Here is a 19,504-nt window from a genome sequence, read left to right as displayed (position 1 = left end):
GCACCACGCATCTGGCACGATCGACCCATGCCCCTCGACGGAACTCCCCTGCACCGGCTCGGCTTCCTGACGATCGGGTCGTTCGACCCCGCCCGACCGTCCGAGGGCCACGAGGACACCCTGCGCGTGATCGAGCGCGCCGAGACCCTGGGCCTCGACAGCGCCTGGCTGCGCCACCGGCACCTGCAGCACGGCATCTCCTCCCCCGTCGCGGTGATGGCGGCGGCCTCGCAGCGCACCGCGCGCATCGACCTCGGCACCGCGGTCACCCCGATCGGCGCGGAGAACCCGTTCCGCCTGGCGGAGGACCTCAGCACGGTCGACGTCCTGCTCGGCGGCCGCCTGAACCCCGGGTTCTCGGTCGGCACCCCGATGAACTTCGACCTGTACCGCGACGCGATCTACCCCGACACCCTGGAGCACGAGGACCTCGGCAACGACCGGCTCCTGCGCTTCCGTGACCTGGTGCGCGGTGACCCCCTGACGGCGACCGAGAGCGTCGAACGCCGCGGCATCGAGGAGTTCGCGAGCACCGTCCAGCCGCACAGCGCCGGCCTGTCCGACCGGATCTGGTACGGCACCGGCAGCACGAAGTCGGCCGTGTGGGCGGGCGAGAACGGCTTCCACCTGCTCACCTCGAGCGTCACCCGCAGCGAGGTCGGCACGGACTTCGCCACGAATCAGCGCGCCCAGATCGAGGCCTACCTCGACGTCCACCCCGACCCCGCTGCCGCCCGCGTCTCGCAGGGCCTGGTCGTCATCCCGACCGACACCGCGACCACCGAGCAAGCGGCCCGCTACCGTGCCTACGTCGACAGCCGCTCGGGTCGCGTCGGCGTGCCGCAGGGCCCCGCCGGGATGCTCTTCGCCGCCGACCTGGTGGGCACGTCCGCCGAGATCGCCGACCGGCTCCGTGCCGACGTCGGCTACCAGGCGGTCACCGAGGTCGCCTTCGCGCTCCCCTTCTCGTTCGAGCCCGACGACTACGCGCAGATCATCACGGACATCGCCGAACGGCTGGGTCCGGAACTCGGCTGGGCGCCGAAGCGCGCGGCCTGAGAACGGCGCCAGACCGACGGACGGGAGGCACGGGGCCAGCTGGCACCGTGCCTCCCGTCCGCCGTTGACTCGCGCCCAGGGCGCGCTCTGGGCGCCGGATCAGTCCTGCTGGTCTGCCTCCACCGCGTCACGCAGCCGGTCGAGCACGTCCGGCACCGCTGAGCGCACCCGGCTCCAGCTCGGGATGAACGGCTTGTCGTTCGGCCGCGCCGTGAAGGCGCCGCCGGCGTCGAGGATCGCCTTGGTGAAGAGCTCCACGGCGGCTTCCTCGGCGTGCTGGTCGAACGCGAGCCCGCTCATCTCGGCTTCGTGCCGGTAGACCTCGACGATGTCGAGTGCGTTCCGGTAGTACGTCGCCTTGAGCACGCGGAACGAGTCGGACGTGAGCGGGACGCCCATCGTCGCGAGCTTCCGGAGCAGCGACTGCACGATGTCGTTGCCCATCCGGGCGAGGCCTCCGGTGCCGTCGGCCTCGGCGAGGGGCTGGTGCTTGTGGTCGTACGCGTCGGCGATCTCCACCTGGCACACCTGCCGCGTCGCGTAGTCGCGGTAGACCTCGGAGAGCATGCCGATCTCGAGTCCCCAGTCGCCGGGGATCTTCAGGCCGTTCAGCACGTGAGCGCGCATCGCGAACTCGCCGGACAGCGGGTAGCGGAAGCTGCTCAGGTACTCCAGGTACTCGGACTCCCCGTAGACCTGGCGGAGCGAGCGGAGCAGCGGCCCGACGAGCAGCCGCGCGGCGCGGCCGTTGATCCGACCGTCGGCGACGCGGGCGTAGTAGCCCTTCGAGAACTCGTAGTCGAACGCGGGGTTCGCGACCGGGTAGAACAGCCGCGCGAGCATGCCCCGCTCGTAGGTGGTGATGTCGCAGTCGTGCAGGGCGATGCAGTCCGCCCGCTCCGACGCCAGGGCGTACCCGGTGCAGTACCAGACGTTCCGGCCCTTGCCGGGCTCCCCCGGTGCCAGTCCCGCGCGCTCCAGTTCGGCGTCGAGCTCGCGCAGTCGGGGCCCGTCGTTCCACAGGATCCGGTGCCGCTGCGGCAGCCGCGAGAAGAACTCGCGGGCGTGCTCGAACTGCGACCGGTCGGCCCGGTCGAGCCCGATCACGATCTCGCTGAGCCAGTCGGCCTCGGCCAGCTCGTCGACGATCCGCGACAGGGCCGGACGCTCGAGCTCGGAGTACAGCGCCGGCAGGATCAGGCTCATCGGGCGCTTCTCGGCGAAGCCCCGCAGGTCCTCTTCGAGGCTCGCGGTGCTGCGGCGACCGAGGTCGTGGAACGTCGTGATGACGCCGTTCTGGTGGAAGTCGCTCATCGGTGGCTCCTGACGGACGGGGTGGTGAACCGGGTGAGCCCCTCGGTCCAGCCCTGCGGGCCGGGGGCGGTCGTGCGGTGGACGCGCTCGGGGCGGTCGTCGGCGAGTGGTCCGGGTGCCGGGCCGTGCCCGCGGACCACGACGGCGAAGTCGACCGCGTCGAGCAACGCCGTGTCGTTCGGGCCGTCGCCGAGTCCGATCGTGCGCGGGACCGTCCCCGTCCGACGCTCGTGGTCGGCGATTAGCGTCCGGACCGCCGCGCCCTTGTCGCGGCCGGCCGGCAGCACGTGCCAGAACCGGCCGCCGCGCACCAGGTCGAGGCCGACCGCGGCGAGCGCCGCGCGGAACGCGTCCGCCCGGTCGTCGTCCTCGGCGTGCCAGAGCAGCACCTCGGACGCCTCGCGCTGCTGCGCTCGTCCGGCCGCTTCGAGGTCGAGGCCGGTCCACGCGGCGACGACCGCGTCGGTCACGCCGCCGAAGGTCTCGAACCGCAGATGCAGTGCCCGGCGGACGTGGTCGAGTTCTCCGTGCAGCCGCTCGAGCTCGCCGTCGACCGGTCCGACCAGTACGTCGCCCGCCGGTCCGACCACGACCGCACCGTTCTCCGCCACGAACGCGTGCCCGTCGAGCCCGGTGCGTGCCTGCAGCGTCGTGATCTCGGCACGCGTCTTGCTGCTGCAGAACACCACGGGGACGTCGTCCGCCCGCAGCTGTTCCAGCATCGGCAGGGCCGCGTCGAACGAGTAGTCGTGGTGGTCGAGGAACGTCCCGTCGAGGTCCGTGACGATCATCATGTCGGGTGTTGGCATCGTGCTCCGCTGGCGGCTGGCTGGGCTGCGGGCGACGATGCCCCGGACCACCCTGCCACGCGCATGCGTCGGTTGGGTGAACAAGCCGGCGTCGGTCGCGCGACGCGACCAGTGGACGGTGCATTCGCACGACACGCCCGGTGACCACCGATCTGTGAGGATGTCCCCTTCGTGCACACTGCGCAAGTGAAGGGGGTGGACATGAACCGATCAGCCGAGCCGGACAGCGCGCTCGTGGCGGCAGCAGCGCGCGGCGACCGCAACGCGGTCACCGCGTTGTTCGACCGTCACGCCGAGACCATGACCCGGTACACGTGGGCACTGGTCACGCGGCGCATGGACGTCGAGGAGATCGTGCAGGACGCGTTCCTGACCCTGTGGCAGAAGGCCGACAGCGTGGAGGTCCCCTGGGAGTCACTCCTGCCGTGGCTGCTCGTCGTGTGCCGGAACCACGCCGCGAACCTGCGGCGACAGCAGCGGCGGCACGAGGGTCTCGACCTGCCCGACGAACTCGCAGCGCCCGAACCGGACGACGACGCCCGCGAGCGACTGCGGTGGGTCCGCGCCGAGATCGACGCGCTCGCACCACTCGATCGCCAGGTGTGCGAGCTCTGCCTCATCGAGGGCCGCTCCTACGCCGAGGCCGCCGACCTGCTCGGCATGAGCGTCGGCGCCGTCACCCAGTGCGTGTGGCGGTCCCGTGCACGGATCAAGAAGGCGGTGACGAACGATGAACGATGAACGACGAACCGACCACGGGTCCCCGATGAGCAACGAGCCGCCCGGTGGCGACGAGATGCAGCGGATGCTCGCCGGCATGCGGCAACAGGTCGTCCGGGGCATGCACGACAAGCCACGCCCGGCCTCCGCACGCCGTCGCGTCGGCCTCATCGTGGCGTTGATCGGCGTGCTCGGCATCGGCACTGCGAGCGGTTCGGTGGCGCTCGGACTCGTTCCGACGCCCTTCGCCGCAGCACCGGCACCCGCGCCGTCCTCTGTGCCGCCGACACCGGCACCGACCGGGTCACCGTCACCGTCCGCGGCCCGCATCACGCCGACCCCCGCGCCGGCCGACACAACGGCGACGATCCCCGGAGCGTGCACCGACTCCGTGCCGGCCGCTGATGCTCCGCGCTTGTTCGGTTCGCTGGAGATCACCCAGTTCCGCCCCCAGGTACCGGGCGGCAGGACCGATTACTACGTCGACCCCGAGACCCCGTTCAAGGAGGACGCGGAGCTGGTCTGTTCCTGGTCGCCCGGCGGCACCTCGGAGGGCGACGAGGGGCTGTTCCTCGAGATGGGCACGGCAGACCGTGACGTCCTGCAGCTTCGCCTCCGCGCCGACGCCGACGAGGACTGGACCTGCACTGACACGCTCGGGGGACGTTCCTGCCAGCACACCGAGACGTCGATGTACTACTCGGATCAGGTGGAGACGACGCACACGTTCTTCGTGCGCGGCGACACCTGGATCTCGATCACGCAGTCGAACGTCCCGACCGACGGCCTCCTGAGAGCGCTCGTCCAGCAGACCTGGACGGACTGACCGGCGGACTGGAGGCACGGCGCCAGCTGGCACCGCGCCTCCAGTCCGTCATCACGCACGTTCAGAGCCAGTGCTTCCGTTTGAACACCGCTCACAGCACGACCGCCAGCAGCACCATCGCGACGATCGCCGCCGGGTACCCCCACACCCACCGCAGCTCGGGCATGTGCTCGAAGTTCATGCCGTAGATCGACGCCACCAACGTCGGGGCGAACAGGATGGCCGCCCACGACGAGATCTTCTTCACCTCTTCGCCCTGCTCCATCGACGCCCGCGCCAGCCGCCGGCTCTCCTCCCCCTGTGCCAGGCTCGCGCTGGTCATCCGGCGCATCGCGTCGTTCTGCTCCTGCGTCACCAGGGTCGAGTGCAGCGTGAGGGCGTTCTCGAGCAGCGTCCGGAACGTGTCGACCCGCTCGGTGACACGGATCGCGTGGTCGAGCACGTTCCGCAGCTGGTTCTGCACCTCGGTGTCCGTGCCGTACTTCTCGGCACCGCGCAGCAACGCGTTGAGCATCCCGGGCAGCGGGCCGATGGCGCGCTGGAACCCGATGACCTCGCTGAGCAGCTGGTAGATCCGCCGCGAGGACGCCGGGTCGACGTCCCCGTCGAACAGGTCGTCCTCGATGTCGTCGATGTCGTCCTGCAGCCCGGCGACGACCGGGGCGTAGCTGTCGATGACCTCGTCGAGGACGGCGCAGAGCACGCCTCGGACCCGCGCCCCAGGGCTTCCGGATCGGCTTCGAGTCGCTTCCGCACGTCGGCGAGGTTCGGCTGCTCCGCATGCCGGACGGTCACGACGAAGTCGCGCCCGGTGAACAGGTGCACCTCACCGAACTCGACGGTCTCCTCGTCCTCGTCGTACCAGGCGGGTCGCAGCACCACGAACAGGGTGTCGCCGTAGCGCTCGAGCTTCGCCCGCTGGTGTCCCTTGTGCGCGTCCTCGACGGCGAGCGGGTGCAGCCCGAACTCGTCCGCGACCGAGGCCAGCTCGGTGGCCGTCGGTCGGAACAGCCCGATCCAGGCCATCGCACCGCTTCCGGCAGCGTCGAGCGCCTCGTCGGTCAGGCTGAGGTCCTGCGGCGACTCCGTTCGGATTCCGTTGACGTAGATGCCGTTGTCGATGAGGGCCACCGGTGTCCTCCTGGTTCCGTGGTGCATGCGGGCAACCTGCCGAGAATGCCGGACCGCCGACGGCGGGCGCGCTTCCCTGACGGAGCCCTCAAGCTTCGCGCCGGATTCCTGTCGGAGTCCTGACACGCCCTGGGCGCGACCCCGGGACGGACTGGAGGCACGGTGCCAGCTGGCACCGTGCCTCCAGTCCGTCAGCTCGTTGCGTTCAGGACCGCCGGCAGTCCGACCCGCTCGTTGCGTTCAGGGCACGTCCTCGCCGAAGGCGAGCAGCGTCCACGGCTCCAGGTCGTGCATCCCGACGCTGGTCTCCCACTCGGTACGATCCGGCCGGAACTCCCGCTTGACGTAGTCGACGAGATCATCGCCGTAGATGACCACGTCCGTCTGGTGCACCGAGAAGACGGGCGCCCGGCTACCGAGCGGCGCGGCAGGCAGGTAGCGGTGCGAGTACAACGGCACCAGCTGCGGCCACTGCAGCAGGTGCCGCTCGGCCACCTCGAGACGCTGCGACTCATCGCCGGGTCGCTCGCCCCACGACCCGGGCCAGAAGGCGTCCTGACGGACGTCGAACAGGACACCCTCGACCGGCCACCGGATCGCCCGTCGCAGCCGTTCGTCGTTCCGAGCGCGCCAGTCGAACCAGCCGTCCCCGCTCGGCACTGCGAGGGAGAGCAGAGCACGGTGGTCCGCGCCGAACCGGACGCCGTACCGACGCTCGGCCCGGGCCAGTTCCCGTTCGGACAACCCGGGTTCGAGAGCAACACCGAACGTCCGGAGGAGTTCGACGGTCAGGGCTGCGGACACCCCCGCAGCCTAGGCCGACGGACGCGAGCTCCACGAGCACGTGGCAGACGAGACGGCGTGGATCTGACGGAACCCTCGGCACGACAGCGAAGATGGCGAGGTGAACCGCACCGACCGGCTCTACGGCCTCGTGGAGGAGTTGCGCGCCGTCTCCCCGCAACCGCGGAGCGCGCGTCGTCTCGCGGAGCGGTTCGAGGTGTCGGTCCGGACCATCGAACGGGACATCTCCGCGTTGCAGCAGTCGGGTGTGCCCATCTGGGCGGAGCGCGGCCGGACGGGTGGGTACGTGATCGACGCGTCCGCGACGCTCGGCCCGGCGGGCTTCACGCCGGATGAGGCCCTCGCGGTGCTGATCGGGCTCGGGTCGCTGGGGCGGAGTCCGTTCCGGCACGCCGCGCACACCGCGGCCAGGAAGACGCTCGCGGTGATGCCCGCCGGGGATGCCGCACGAGCCAGTGCGCTGGCCTCGCGGGTGCACTTCCTGGAGGACGAGGAGGACACGGTCGCCCCGGCCGAGTTCGCGGCTGCCCTGCGTGCGGATCGAGTGGTGCGGCTCCGGTACCGGGATGCCGGCGGAGCGGAGTCCGTCCGCGACGTCGAACCGCTGGGGTCGATCGGGAAGGACGGTCAGTGGTACCTGATCGCCTGGTGCAGGACCCGCGACGGGGTGCGGGCGTTCCGCGGCGACCGGATGTTGTCAGTCGAGGTCACCGACGAGCGGCCGGCCCAGCGCGTCCTGCGATCCGAGGACCTCGCGATCCAGTACGGACGGCTCCGGCCGGTCCTCGACGACTAGCGCGGTCGGTTTCCGGAAACGCGGTCGGTTTCCGGAAACACCGACAGGACGGTGTCGCGGCGGCCGGTGAAGCTGGTCGCTCCGAGTCAGCAGCACCACCGTGAGGAACCCCATGTCGTTCGCATCCGTCCGCATCATCACCGACGACCTCGAAGGGATGGTCGCCTTCTACGAGCGGGTCACCGGCCAGCCGGCCGAGCGCCCTGCACCGGTCTTCGCGCAGTTCACCAGCCCGGGTGGGACCCTCGCGATCGCCAGCACCGCCACGGTCGCCATGCTCAGCGGCGCGCTGACGCCGGCCACGAACCGTTCCGTGCTCATCGAGTTCGAGGTCGCCGACGTCGACGGCGACTTCGCTGGACTGCAGCTCGGCAGCGACGACGTCGTCCTGGAGCCGACCACGATGCCGTGGGGCAACCGCTCCGCACTGGTCCGCGACCCGGACGGCAACGTCGTCAACCTGTTCAGCAGGCCCGTCGCCAGCTAGTCGCGGGTGCTCACGCGGCGGCGGCGTTCGCCGACGAGCGGCACTCCTCCGGCGGCCGCCCCGCGATGGACTCCGCCGCGATGTCGCGGAGCCGCGCGAGGCGGTCGTGGGTGGCGCCGAGGGCCTCGATCTGGCGTCGGATGCGATCGCTCTCCTCGTCGAAGTGGTCGAGCATCGTCCGCGTCGCGACCCCGGTGTCGAGGAAGGGCAGGAGTTCGATGATCCGACGACTCGGCATCCCCGCCGCGTAGAGCATCTGCATGAAGCGCACCCGCGCGACATCGGGCTCGCGGTACTCCCGGTGGCCGCCCGTGGTCCGCTCCGACTCGAGGAGCCCCTGCTCCTCGTAGTACCGCAGTGACCGGACGCTGACGCCGGCGCGTTCTGCGAGTTCACCGATCCGCATCGTTCCGTCCCTCGGGCTTGATTCTCACGTTGACGTCAGGTTCTACCGTAGCGGGCATGAACCTCTCTCGAGCCACTGCCCTCGTCACCGGCACGAACCGCGGTATCGGACGCCACCTCGCCGCACAGCTGATCGCCCGCGGGGCGAAGGTCTACGCCACCGCCCGACGCCCTGAACTGATCGACCTCGAGGGCGTCGAGCGTCTCGCCCTCGACATCACCTCCCCCGCGTCCGTCGCAGCGGCCGCCGCGGTCGCGACCGACGTCGATCTCCTGATCAACAACGCCGGGATCGCGACCACGGCGACCCTGTTGGGCGATCTGGACGCAGCGCACGCCGACATGGACACGAACGTCTGGGGCACCCTGTCCGTGATCCGCGCGTTCGCACCCGCCCTGGCGGCGAACGGCGGTGGGAGCATCGTGAACATCGCCTCGGGTGCCTCGTGGCTCGCCATGCCCGGAGCCTCCGCCTACGCAGTGTCGAAGGCCGCCCTGTGGAACATGGGCAACGCGTTGCGGCACGAGCTGGCCGGCCAAGGGACCGCGGTGATGTCCGTGCACCTCGGAGTGGCCGACACCGACATGACCGCGGGGATCTCGATGCCCAAGACCGACCCGGCGGACGTGGCGCGCGCGACCCTGGACGGGGTCGAGCGCGACGACTACGAGGTCGTGGTGGACGAGCAGACCGCGTTGATCAAGCAGATGCTCGCCGGGGACCCCAAGGAGCTGTACGCGGTGGTGGCGCAGATGCTCGCGTCGTAGGAGCCGGCTTCACGCAGCCTTCGGCACGGCCGCCAACGTGCGGCCGTGCCGGGCCGCCTGCTCTTCGGCGCGGACCCGCAGTTCGTCGGCCAGCTCCGTGAACTGATCGAGGGCGGGGTTCACCCCGACGAGCGTGAACTCGCGCGTCACCACGTCGAGGTCGAGCTGCCAGACGTCCTCCAGGATGCGGCGCATCCAAGCCGTGGCGTGGTCCCAGCCCTCCCGGGGTGTGCCGGCGGAGTAGTTGCCGCCCTGCACCGTCACGAGGACGGCCGGCTTGCCCACGGTCGCGGGCACGGCGCCGGGTGCCATGCGCGGGTCGGTCAGCACGAGGTCGACGTAGGACTTGAAGTGCTGCGAGACGCCGAAGTTGTAGAGCGGCACGGCGAACAGCAGGGCGTCGGCACCGGCGAGCTCATCGGTCAGCTCGGCGGCCAGGGCGACCGCGGCGACCTGGGCCGCCGTGCGCTCGGACTCGGGCGTCGCGGATGCGGCGACGGCGTCGGCCCAGCTGTCGGCGGGCACGGGGTCGGTGCCGACGTGACGGCGGGTCACCTCGGAGCCCGCGTGCACGGCACTCCACTCGCTTTCGACGATGTCGCCGAGTGCTCGGCTGGTGGAGCCCTCGGTGCGGATGCTGGCGTCCAGGCGGAACAATGTCATGACACTCCTTCGATCGTTCCCGAGTCGACGACCCGGGCTTCGGTTACGATGAGTAACCCTGCCCGCCGGGTTCCCGTTACCGCAAACGATCCCCTGTTACCCGGCAGTAACCACGGGAGACCTCATGACCGACCAGACCGCGCTCGAGACGTTGCAGGCCCGGCTCCACCAGTCGATGCCCACGATGGCCGAGCTGTGCACGAGCGAGGACCCGGAACTCTTCCGGTCACTGCTGTCCCGGATGGGCGACAAGTGGACGCTGTTGGTGATCGGGGTGCTCGGCGACGAGCGGCGGCGGTTCACCGAGCTCTCCGAGGTCATCCCCGGCATCTCACGCCGGATGCTGACCGTGACGCTGCGCGCACTCGAGCGCGACGGGCTCGTCTCGCGGACGGTCCACGCCGAGGTGCCGCCCCGCGTCGAGTACGAGCTCACCGACCTCGGACGGTCGCTGCAGTACGTGGCGCTCGCCCTCGCCGACTGGATACGGGAACACCAGCAGGTGATCGCCGGCAACCGCCAGGTCTTCGACGGTGACGGTGACGGTGACGCCCGAGATCGATGACGACGGCGACGCGCGCGCGCGCGACAGCCAACCGACTACCGAGACGGCCTGGTCGTGAGTCCGGCCACCTCGACCGCCGCCAGCGGAGTGGCGGCCGAGCCTGGAGGCACGTTGCCAGTGGACTGGTCCCCGGTTCTTGGACTGATTAGTTGGTTCGAGATCCGGGGATGGTTCGTGTGGGTGGTACCGCGTCGTCGTTGACGAGTGCGCAGCGGGTGGCTGCGGTGGAGTGGTTCGGTCGGGGGTTGAGTGATTGGGCGACGGCTCGTCGGCTAGGAGTGACACGGAAACCGGTGCGACGCTTGCATCAACGGTGGTTGCTGCATGGTCCGGAGGTGCTCGTGGATTCCCCCAGACGCTCGTACTCGTTCGAGGTCAAACGTGACCTCGTGCGCCGCTTCCTTGCCGGGGAACCAGCCGATGCGCTCGCCTCCGAGGGAGGGCTCTCCTCAGCGCTGCTGCTGCGCAAATGGGTGAACCAGGTTCGCAAGGACGGCGAGGACGCCCTCCGGCCGCGCCCAACGGGGCGCCCGAAAGCGAAGCCGGACACCGATCTCAGCGAGCTGGAACGACTCCGGCGGGAGAACGAGTACTTGCGGGCAGAGAACGCGTACTTGGGAAAATTGCGGGCCTTGCAGGCGCAGCAACGGCGTCGGTGAAGACCGCAGCCGTTGCCGCTGGCAAGGCCGAACACGCACTACAGACGCTGCTGCGAATCGCGGGTCTTGCCCGCTCCACGTTCTTCTACCAGCAAGCCCGCTCGCGCGAACCTGACCGGCACGCTGACACCGCGGACGCGATCCGCGCGATCTTCGTCCGCACCAACGGCCGCTATGGGCACCGGCGGATCCACGCCGAGCTCCGCCGCACCGGGCCAGTGGCGAAGAAAACGGTCCTGGCGTTGATGCGACGCCAGGACCTGGTCTGCCTGGTGCGTCGTCGACGCCGATACTCGTCCTACGGCGGCGAGGTCGGCAAGGTCGCACCGAACCTGCTGAACCGGGACTTCACCTCGACCGCGCCGAACCAGAAATGGGTCACGGACGTGACGGAGTTCCGGGTCGGTGAACACAAGCTCTACTTGTCACCGGTGATGGACCTCTTCGACCGGCAGATCATCGCTTATCGAACCGGAACGTCCCCAACCCTGGAACTCACCCACGGCTCGCTCCGCGACGCACTCCACAGCGCACTCGGGGCGGCACCGCTGGTGCACTCGGACCAGGGCATCCACTACCAGCACCGGTCCTGGCGGTCACTGCTGGCAGCTGCCGGCGCGTCCCAGTCGATGTCGCGGAAGGGCAACTGCCACGACAACGCGATCATCGAGAACTTCTTCGGCCATCTGAAAGCCGAGATGTTCCACCCGACCCGTTTCGACAGCATCACCACGCTCGACACCGCGATCCAGGACTACATCACCTGGTGGAACACCGACCGCTCCCAGGAACGACTCGAGGGCATGAGCCCGGTTCAATACCGAGCCCACGCCCTCGCGGCCTAATCTGAGTTCACGGTCCAACAAACCGGGACCAGTTCACAGCTGGCACCGCGCCTCCAGTCCGTCAGCGTCTCGAGTCCAGGGCCACGGACGACGCGACCACCCCGCTCACCAAGGCGGCGCAAGCCGCGAAACGAGCCGACCCCCGGCTGCCCCTTCCTCGGGAGCCCTCCTGGTCGTATGGTTTACAGCGTTGTAAACGGGCCGCCGCAGGGACGGCCCGCAGGTCACGGCCGTTGCACGGCCCGATGGACGACGACGTCCACGAGGAGCACCCACTTGCGCCCCATCTCCTTCCGATCCCGAGGGCTGCGCCGTGCGCTGTCGTCGGGCATCGTCGCTGCGACCGCCCTCGGCATGCTCGGGATCGCCGCGATCCCGGCCGCCGCGGACCCCGCAGCCGACCGCACCGTCGTCTCGGGCCAGGCCCGGTTCGAGGTGCTCTCCCCCACCCTGATCCGCACCGAGTACGCCGGTGACTCGCAGTTCACCGACGGCAGCACCTTCAACGTCATCGGCCGCGACGACTTCGCACCCACGAAGTTCACGAAGACCGAGCGGGACGGCTGGCTGACCCTCGACACGGGCGCGATGACCGTCCGGTACAAGGAGGGCTCGGGGGCCTTCACGCAGGACACCCTGCAGACCACCGTGACCACGGCCTCCGGCCAGCGGGTCACCGGCACGCCGTGGGTGTCGACGCCCACCCCCTCGTGCACGATCGGGTCGCTCTGCGAGGCCGAGACGCTCGGGCTCACCGGCCTGTCCCTCGCGACGGACCACACGGGCTTCACCGGAGCCGGGTTCGCCGCGGGCTTCGAGTCCGTCGGCAACGCGATGACCTTCACGACCACGGCGGAACGTGCCGGCTCGTACGACCTCGCCCTGCGCTACGCGAACTCGCAGGGCGGCGACGGCCAGGTCGCCACCCGCACCCTCAGCGTGAGGGTCGACGGCGGTGCCGCGAAGACGATCCGGCTCGCTCCCGGCGCGAACTGGGACGACTGGAAGACCACCGCTGTCACGACCCTCGACCTGACGGCGGGCGAGCACCGCGTGCGCATCGAACGCACCGCGGACGACTCCGGCCGGGTGAACGTCGACAGCCTGGCCCTGGTCGGCACGGGTGCCGCCTACCCGGCACCGTCGACCACGGTCACCGGCGAGGACTGCGCGTTCGGCACCGTGTGCCAGGCCGAGGACTCGGCACGCACCGCTCCGGCGACGACCGCCACGAACCACAACGGCTTCGCCGGGGACGGCTTCGTCGCCGGGTTCGAGCGTGCCGGGGCGCAGCTGACGACCCACGTCACCGGGGTGCCGGCCGCGGGCGACTACGCCCTGCAGGTCCGCTACGCCAACGGCTCCGCCGGGACGCCGATGCTCACCGCGGCCCCGACCGGTCAGCAGTCGACCACTGCACCGCTCCCGAAGACGAGCGGCTGGGACTACTGGAACACCGCCACCGTGCCGGTGCACCTGGCCGCCGGCACGAACGACGTCGTGATCGGGTGCCCGACCGTGGCGAACAACTGCAACGTGAACTTCGACACCCTCGCCGTGGTCGACACCGCGTCGCCGGTCCTCGCCGCACATGCACCGCTCGGCGGGTACCGACGCGACCTCGACACCGCCAACGGATCGGTGAAGACGAACCCGGGGCTGCTCTACCAGGACGGCTGGTCGCTCCTCGACGACAGCGCCTCGGCGCTGTACGACCAGGCGACCGACACCGTCACCCCCGCCGGCGACCACGGCGGCGAGCGCTACCAGGACGGCTACGTCTTCGGGTACGGCAGCGACTACCGTCACGCCCTGCAGGAGCTCGCCGTCCTGACCGGTCCGACGAAGCTGCTCCCCCGCTGGGCGTACGGCGTCTGGTACTCCGAGTACTACGACCGCTCGCAGGCCGACTACCTGGCGATCGCGAAGCAGTTCGACGACGAAGGCGTCCCCGTCGACGTCATGGCGATCGACACCGACTACAAGATCGGCAGCCCCACCAACCAGGGCGACAGCAAGTGGAACGGCTGGTCGGTCGACCCGTCCCGGATCCCGGACATGACCGGCCTGCTCGCCGACTGGCACGCCGAGGGCATCCACAACACCCTCAACATCCACCCGTCGATCTCGAGCCAGGACCCGCAGTTCGCGAAGGCCCAGGCCACCGCGAAGGGCAAGCTCACCAAGGGCGACGGCGACCGGTACCTGTTCGACTGGTCCGACCCCGACCAGCTCAAGGCGTACTTCGACCTGCACACCTCGCTGCAGCCGAAGGGCGTCGACATGTGGTGGCTCGACTGGTGCTGCAGCGAGAACTCGAAGTACTCCGCGAACGGCGTCACCCCCGACGCGTTCATCAACCAGCAGTACGCGGAGTACACGGACCAGGCACTCGGCGGCCGGGGGCTCGCGTTCTCGCGGGCGTACGGCTCGCTGACGGCCGGTGGCTACGGCAACCCGCAGGCGGTCCCGACCGGCCCGTGGGCGGACAAGCGCACGACCGTGCACTTCACCGGCGACACTACGTCGTCGTGGGACATGCTGCTCGCCGAGGTCGGCTACACCCCCGGTGAGTCCGCCGCGACCGGTCTGGCCTCGGTCAGCCACGACATCGGTGGCCACAACGGGGCGCAGTACGGCATCGAGGGCGCCGAAGAGGGCACGACCCAGCTGCCCGAGGACCTCTACGCCCGCTGGGTACAGCTCGGCACCTTCCAGCCGATCGACCGCCTGCACAGCAACCACAGCGACCGACTGCCGTGGCAGTACCCGGCCGCTGCCGAGGCATCGGCGAAGCGGTTCCTGAACCTCCGCGAGGCCCTGGTCCCCCTGACCTACACGCTCGCCGCCCAGGCGACCGAGACGGGCACCCCGATCCTGCAGCCGCTCTACCTGCAGTACCCCGAGGCGCAGGAGTCCTACGCCCAGGCCGGCTCGGAGTACCTGTACGGCCCGGACGTCCTCGTCGCCCCGGTCACCACCGCGAACGACGATTCCGGCACGGCGACCCGCTCCGTCTGGTTCCCGGCCGGCAGCTCGTGGACCGACTGGTTCACCGGCAAGACGTACGCCGGAGGCACCACCGCCGACGTGACGACCGACCTGAACAGCATGCCGGTGTTCGTGAAGAGCGGCGGCATCGTCCCCACCCGCTCGGAGCAGGTCAAGAACGACGCCGCCCCGCTCGACGCCGTCACCCTGACGGTGGCGACCGGATCGAACGGCTCGTTCGACCTGCACGAGGACGCCGGCGAGGACAGCGCTGCGGACAGCACTGCGGGAGCCGCCGCGAAGTCGAGCGCGATGACCACGGCCGCCGCGTCCGCGAAGGCCGCGGCGGGCAGCGCCTCCACCACCGTCCGCTACACGCAGCAGGCGACCGGCGGCTCGCTCGCCATCGCCCCCGCCGACGGCTCCTTCGCCGGCCAGGTGCAGGACCGATCGTGGACGGCGACGTTCACGAACGCGGACCGCCCCCGCACCGTCACCATCGACGACCGGGTGATCGCGGACACCGCCTGGACGTACGACGCCGACACCCGCACCATCAGCGTGCCGGTCGACGAACGGTCCGTGACGAAGCGCACGGTCGTCGCCTTCAGCAGCAAGGCCGCGGCGACCCCGGTCCTGCGGGTCGAGTCGCCTCGGGTGGACGCGGGCGACACGCAGACCGTGACCGGCGCCGGGTTCCCGGCGGACACCGACGTGGCGCTGGCGACCGCGCCACGCATCGGTGGTGCCACCGCGCACACCGACGCGAGTGGTGCGTTCTCGGCCGACCTGCGGGTGCCGGGCACCGCGTCCGGTCGGGTGACCGTCACCGCATCGGTCGACGGTGTGGCCCTGGCTCGGACCGCCTTCACCGTGGTGGCTGCGGCTGCTCCGGCGCCGACCACCTCGCCGGGTGCGGGCACGCCGGGCAGCGGCGTTCCGACGCCGGGTGACAGCGGATCCGGTACACCGGGCGCGGCAGCGCCGGACAACGGTGGCGCGGATGCGGGCAGCGACCCTGGCGGCGCACTGGCCTGGACGGGCGCGAACCTGCTTCCCCTCGGGCTGTTGGCGGCGGCACTGCTCGCGGCTGGTGGACTCGTGTGGACGCTGCGCAGTCGGCGACGCCGCGCGCGTGCCTGAGCCCGCCTGAGCGGTCACCCGTCACGGGCGGATGACGGACGGACGGGAGGCCCGGTGCCAGCTGGCACCGGGCCTCCCGTCCGTTCGTGGTCGCGCTGCCCCCCCCCCCCCCGTCACGCGTCCGGAGGAGGGTTGCGGCCGGAGACACCCTTCCTAGACAAAACGTTCTAGGTTTGACATGTTAACGGCTGGACGTCAGAGTCAGGAGAAGGAGTAGTCGATGAGCAAGATCGGTCAACAGGCTCGGCGGGTTGCCGCAGGCTTCGCCGCAGTAGCTGTCGGGGGAACGGTGTTCCTCGGCGCGATCCCCGCGCATGCGCAGGGCGATGCCCAGAAACAGGGAGTCGTCGGCGGATGGTCCGAGAGCACCGGGACCGTCAATGGCGCAGCAACCGGGATGTCGGTGTTCGCGGTGAACCACCGCGGCGCAGCGGAACGGAAGACGATCAACGGGACGACGCACAAGCGCGCGCATGGTTGGGCGACCTGGGTCGGCGTGCAGCACTACACGCGTGCGCGGCTCGAGCACGGCAGCAGGGTCATCGCGGACTCTGGGCGGAAGTGGGGCAGGTCCGGCACCGAAGCGGTGACCGTGTGGAAGCCGTACCGGCCGAACCAGCCCGGCAACGGGGTCGGCACTGCGAAGACCTACTACGGCAGGTGACGCATCGACAGCTCACGGCGACCGCGGGCATGCTCCTGCTGGCCATGCTCCTGACGGTGCTGATCGGGGCGTTCGACGCTCGCCGACGCGTCATCGCCGCGGAGGGCAACGATCTTCGCTCCGGCCAGAGCGCGTGGGTGACCGCGACGATCGACGAACTCATGCGTGCTCGGAGCGCGTTCGAACCGGGGACGAAGGTGTTCGTGGGTCTGGAAGGTGACGTCCGCGCCGTCGTGGCCCTGTCCGGACAGTGGACGGACGTTCCGCTGCACGACGGGCACGCTCTGACCGGGCGTCCCGGCGAAGCCCTCGTCGGCGCTGCCGTCGACGTCCGCGACGAGGAAATCACCGTCGGTGCCACGACGTACGAGGTGGTGGGGCGTCTCGGTGTGCGGGCCGACAGCCTGCTGTCCGATGACGTGGTCCTCGCCGATCCGACGCAGTTCTCGGCGTCACCGCAACGGCTGCTCCTGGACGGCCCGAGCAGTGTCCGCCACTACAACGCAGAGTTCCCCGGCAGGAGCGTCGAGATCATCGACGACGGCACGAACCGCAGGACGAACGTCGACGCGGTGTCGCCGGTCCTGGTCACGCTCGGCGTGCTCGTCATCATGCTCATCGCCGTGGTCGCAGGTCTTCAGGCCGGACGATGGGAACTCTGCACCGCCGCCGTCCGCTTCACCACGGGGATCCGACCGCTGACCACCCTTCGCAGCGCTGCCATCCGAGTCGGCGTGATCAGCATCGCCGCCAGTACGACCGCGCTCGCGGGCGCGGCAGTCGTGAGGCAGACCACCATCCTCGACCTCGACGTCACCACGGCAGTCGTCGCGATCGGAACCGTCGTGCTCGCTGTCTCCGTCGCTTCGTTCTGGCAGGGAGCCCGACGATGGAACTGCTGAACGACCTCCGGTCGAACTGGACGATCATCGTCGCCAAGATCATCCTGCTCGTGCTGCTAACACTCTGCTGGTACAACGTGGCGTCGTTCACCCAGTCCACATCGCAGGCCGTGGCCCAAGGACTGTCCGCTGATGCCGACGTCGACCTCTACACGGTGATCGACGATCTCGACCCGGACGCTTTCGAAGCGATCCGGCGGGACCAGCACGCGCTCGACGCAGTCGCCTCGTTCGTCGATCGCATCGACGACGAGCCCGGATTCGACTTCATCTCCTCGTACGACCAGCCCGTCACCGTCCCCGACTTCCGCGGTGACGACCGGTTCGACGTCGGGTACGGCACCGAGTACACGCTCAAGGGGAAGTACCAGGACGAGTCCGGACGGAGCGTTCAGGACATCAAGTCGATCCAGCTCAACGAGACCGCGTACGAGTTCGCGGGGCTCTCCGTGCAGGACGGCAAGCCGATCGAGTGGAGCGCTGTCGACTGGGGATCCGGCCGGATCCCGGTGCTGCTCGGCAACGAGTACCGCGGCGTGTACGCGCTCGGAGAGCGACTCACCGGAGCGGTCATCCTGCAGGAGCAGGAGCTCGAAGTCGTCGGTTTCCTCGAACCGGACAGCGCCATGTACTTCCGCGGCGAAGCCAACCACTACCTCGATGACGCCGTCATCGTGCCCTACCCGCCGACACTCGCCGGACTCGACCGAGCAGCACTCGACCGGCTGGATTCCGAGCTGTTCGGACGCCTGGTGTTCCAGGTGCTCAACGCCGATCTCGCCGTCGATCACAGCCTCGATTTCGGGGACGTCGTCGCGCGTCTCGACGCGATCGGAGACGACACCGACTTCCGGTCGTACACGTTGCTCGGAGTACCGACCTATCTCGTGCAGCTCTCCCTGGTCCGCCAGCTCGTCCAGGACAACCTGGTGCTCGTCACCGCGCTGCTCGTCGTCCTCACCGCGAGCGTGGGCATCATCACGGCGTTCCTCAACCGGCTCCTGCATCACTGTCGAGCGCCAGTGGCGCGGGTGCACCATCTCCTCGGGAGGAGCCCGGATGCCACGAACCGACTGTTCCGTGCGAGCCGCCTGACCGAGTACACCGCCGTGCTCGGGCTGTTCCTCGCGATCAGCGCGTTGCTCCCCAACGACAGTGCAACGGCTCGACTCAGCGCCGGCACCGCCCTGCTCCTCTGGTGCGTAGTGGACGGCGCACGCGGTCGACGAGCCGTTCGCATCGAACTGACCACCCAACGCCGAAGAGGTACCCCACGATGATCGTGCTGCGCGACGTCTCGAAGACCATCACCGAGCCCGACGGATCGACCCGAGCACTGTTCGACCGACTCGACTTCGACCTTCGTGACGACGATCACTCGGTCGCGATCACCGGGCGGAGCGGATCCGGCAAGAGCACGCTGCTCCGGATCCTCGCCGGCCTCGACATCGATTTCGACGGTACTTACGAGCACGACGGGCACGTGCTCGAGCGCACCGCACGGAGGATGGCGGCACACCGACTGCGACACATCGGCATCGTCGCCCAGGACCACAGCCTCCTCGGCGACCGCAGCGTGCTCGACAACGTCCGGCTCGGAGTTCCTGCTCGCGCTGACTCCGCTGACCGAGCACATGAGGCCCTTGAGGCGGTCGGCATCAGTCACCTCCCCAGCAAGCGCCCACGACGGCTGTCAGGAGGAGAAGCGCAGCGCGTCGCGATCGCTCGAGCCATCGCGAAGCGCCCTGCGGTCGTCCTCGCCGATGAGCCCACCGGCGCACTGGACGAGACGACCGAAGACGAAGTGCTCGCCCTCTTCGACCGGCTGCAGCAAGCGGGAACCAAGTTCGTGATCGTCACCCACAGTGAGCGCGTTGCACAGCGGTGCGGACGTCGACTGCAGCTCCATCACGAGCAGCTCCTCGCGCGCGGCGCGTGATGGGCTGGAGGCCC

At 69.7% G+C, this 19,504-nt stretch carries 18 protein-coding genes and 1 pseudogene; 13 read left to right on the top strand and 6 right to left on the bottom strand.

All coding sequences use genetic code 11. The features are described from left to right. Positions 1-27 precede the first annotated feature (27 nt). Entirely contained in the window at positions 28-1,059 is a 1,032-nt protein-coding gene (locus tag DEJ20_RS06335) for an LLM class flavin-dependent oxidoreductase (RefSeq protein WP_111235219.1), read from the top strand. A gap of 99 nt (positions 1,060-1,158) precedes the next feature. On the opposite strand, the gene DEJ20_RS06330 is transcribed toward DEJ20_RS06335, so the two are convergent. Beyond that, the gene (locus DEJ20_RS06330) at positions 1,159-2,373 is read right to left on the bottom strand and encodes a glycosyltransferase family protein (RefSeq protein ID WP_027464806.1); all 1,215 of its coding nucleotides are present in this window, start codon (positions 2,371-2,373) and stop codon (positions 1,159-1,161) included. Then, a complete protein-coding gene (locus DEJ20_RS06325) occupies positions 2,370-3,182 on the bottom strand; it encodes an HAD-IIB family hydrolase (RefSeq protein WP_146245417.1) in 813 nt (270 codons plus the stop codon). The genes DEJ20_RS06330 and DEJ20_RS06325 overlap by 4 nt, the downstream gene beginning before the upstream one ends. Positions 3,183-3,383: 201 nt before the next feature. Between DEJ20_RS06325 and DEJ20_RS06320 the strand changes: the two genes are divergently transcribed. Beyond that, the gene (locus DEJ20_RS06320; RefSeq protein WP_111235354.1) at positions 3,384-3,923 is read left to right on the top strand and encodes an RNA polymerase sigma factor; all 540 of its coding nucleotides are present in this window, start codon (positions 3,384-3,386) and stop codon (positions 3,921-3,923) included. A 25-nt stretch (positions 3,924-3,948) separates the two neighbouring features. Then, the gene (locus DEJ20_RS06315) at positions 3,949-4,728 is read left to right on the top strand and encodes a hypothetical protein (protein ID WP_111235221.1); all 780 of its coding nucleotides are present in this window, start codon (positions 3,949-3,951) and stop codon (positions 4,726-4,728) included. A gap of 91 nt (positions 4,729-4,819) precedes the next feature. On the opposite strand, the pseudogene DEJ20_RS06310 reads toward DEJ20_RS06315, so the two are convergent. Together DEJ20_RS06310 and DEJ20_RS06305 are read right to left on the bottom strand one after the other, a co-directional pair. Continuing rightward, a pseudogene (locus tag DEJ20_RS06310) lies at positions 4,820-5,859 on the bottom strand (magnesium and cobalt transport protein CorA). Positions 5,860-6,099: 240 nt separating this feature from the next. After that, positions 6,100-6,663 carry an SMI1/KNR4 family protein gene (locus DEJ20_RS06305; protein WP_111235222.1) on the bottom strand — a complete coding sequence of 188 codons (564 nt, stop codon included), beginning with the start codon at positions 6,661-6,663 and terminating at the stop codon, positions 6,100-6,102. Between the two features lie 100 nt (positions 6,664-6,763). On the opposite strand from DEJ20_RS06305, the gene DEJ20_RS06300 reads away from it, so the two are divergent. Together DEJ20_RS06300 and DEJ20_RS06295 are read left to right on the top strand one after the other, a co-directional pair. After that, a complete protein-coding gene (locus DEJ20_RS06300) occupies positions 6,764-7,459 on the top strand; it encodes a helix-turn-helix transcriptional regulator (protein WP_111235223.1) in 696 nt (231 codons plus the stop codon). 112 nt (positions 7,460-7,571) lie between these two features. Further along, the gene (locus DEJ20_RS06295; protein ID WP_111235224.1) at positions 7,572-7,946 is read left to right on the top strand and encodes a VOC family protein; all 375 of its coding nucleotides are present in this window, start codon (positions 7,572-7,574) and stop codon (positions 7,944-7,946) included. Positions 7,947-7,956: 10 nt separating this feature from the next. Here DEJ20_RS06295 and DEJ20_RS06290 read toward each other — a convergent pair whose 3' ends face one another. Then, positions 7,957-8,352 carry a MerR family transcriptional regulator gene (locus DEJ20_RS06290; protein ID WP_111235225.1) on the bottom strand — a complete coding sequence of 132 codons (396 nt, stop codon included), beginning with the start codon at positions 8,350-8,352 and terminating at the stop codon, positions 7,957-7,959. Between the two features lie 56 nt (positions 8,353-8,408). On the opposite strand from DEJ20_RS06290, the gene DEJ20_RS06285 reads away from it, so the two are divergent. Next, a complete protein-coding gene (locus DEJ20_RS06285) occupies positions 8,409-9,119 on the top strand; it encodes an SDR family oxidoreductase (protein ID WP_111235226.1) in 711 nt (236 codons plus the stop codon). Between the two features lie 9 nt (positions 9,120-9,128). Here the strand turns inward: DEJ20_RS06285 and DEJ20_RS06280 are convergent, their stop codons facing one another. Beyond that, positions 9,129-9,782: an FMN-dependent NADH-azoreductase gene (locus tag DEJ20_RS06280; RefSeq protein WP_111235227.1), complete on the bottom strand. Its 654-nt coding sequence runs from the start codon at positions 9,780-9,782 to the stop codon at positions 9,129-9,131. Positions 9,783-9,906: 124 nt separating this feature from the next. On the opposite strand from DEJ20_RS06280, the gene DEJ20_RS06275 reads away from it, so the two are divergent. The 7 genes from DEJ20_RS06275 to DEJ20_RS06240 all read left to right on the top strand — a co-directional run bounded on the left by DEJ20_RS06275 (position 9,907) and on the right by DEJ20_RS06240 (position 19,490). Further along, positions 9,907-10,347: a winged helix-turn-helix transcriptional regulator gene (locus DEJ20_RS06275; RefSeq protein ID WP_349815000.1), complete on the top strand. Its 441-nt coding sequence runs from the start codon at positions 9,907-9,909 to the stop codon at positions 10,345-10,347. A gap of 245 nt (positions 10,348-10,592) precedes the next feature. Beyond that, positions 10,593-11,851, top strand: a protein-coding gene (locus tag DEJ20_RS06265) for an IS3 family transposase (protein ID WP_502866596.1) whose coding sequence is annotated in 2 segments (ribosomal slippage) — positions 10,593-10,965 and positions 10,965-11,851 — 1,260 coding nt in all. Because the reading frame shifts where the segments join, the coding sequence is not laid out codon by codon here. Between the two features lie 276 nt (positions 11,852-12,127). Continuing rightward, positions 12,128-15,985 carry a TIM-barrel domain-containing protein gene (locus tag DEJ20_RS06260; RefSeq protein ID WP_220034983.1) on the top strand — a complete coding sequence of 1,286 codons (3,858 nt, stop codon included), beginning with the start codon at positions 12,128-12,130 and terminating at the stop codon, positions 15,983-15,985. Between the two features lie 220 nt (positions 15,986-16,205). Next, on the top strand, positions 16,206-16,649 hold the full coding sequence (locus DEJ20_RS06255) for a hypothetical protein (protein WP_220034984.1): 444 nt from the start codon (positions 16,206-16,208) through the stop codon (positions 16,647-16,649). Beyond that, complete coding sequence (locus DEJ20_RS06250) at positions 16,646-17,551, top strand: hypothetical protein (RefSeq protein ID WP_146245419.1); 906 nt, start codon at positions 16,646-16,648, stop codon at positions 17,549-17,551. Before DEJ20_RS06255 ends, DEJ20_RS06250 begins: the two co-directional genes overlap by 4 nt. Further along, positions 17,539-18,831 (top strand): hypothetical protein, encoded by a 1,293-nt coding sequence (locus tag DEJ20_RS06245; RefSeq protein WP_111235231.1) that lies wholly within the window; start codon positions 17,539-17,541, stop codon positions 18,829-18,831. Before DEJ20_RS06250 ends, DEJ20_RS06245 begins: the two co-directional genes overlap by 13 nt. Beyond that, on the top strand, positions 18,828-19,490 hold the full coding sequence (locus DEJ20_RS06240) for an ABC transporter ATP-binding protein (protein WP_111235232.1): 663 nt from the start codon (positions 18,828-18,830) through the stop codon (positions 19,488-19,490). The genes DEJ20_RS06245 and DEJ20_RS06240 overlap by 4 nt, the downstream gene beginning before the upstream one ends. Positions 19,491-19,504: the final 14 nt, after the last annotated feature.

Source organism: Curtobacterium sp. MCSS17_005, from assembly GCF_003234225.2.
Taxonomy (GTDB): Bacteria; Actinomycetota; Actinomycetes; order Actinomycetales; family Microbacteriaceae; genus Curtobacterium; species Curtobacterium flaccumfaciens.
Note: the sequence above shows the minus strand (reverse complement) of the source record. Positions and strands in the feature narration are given on the sequence as shown.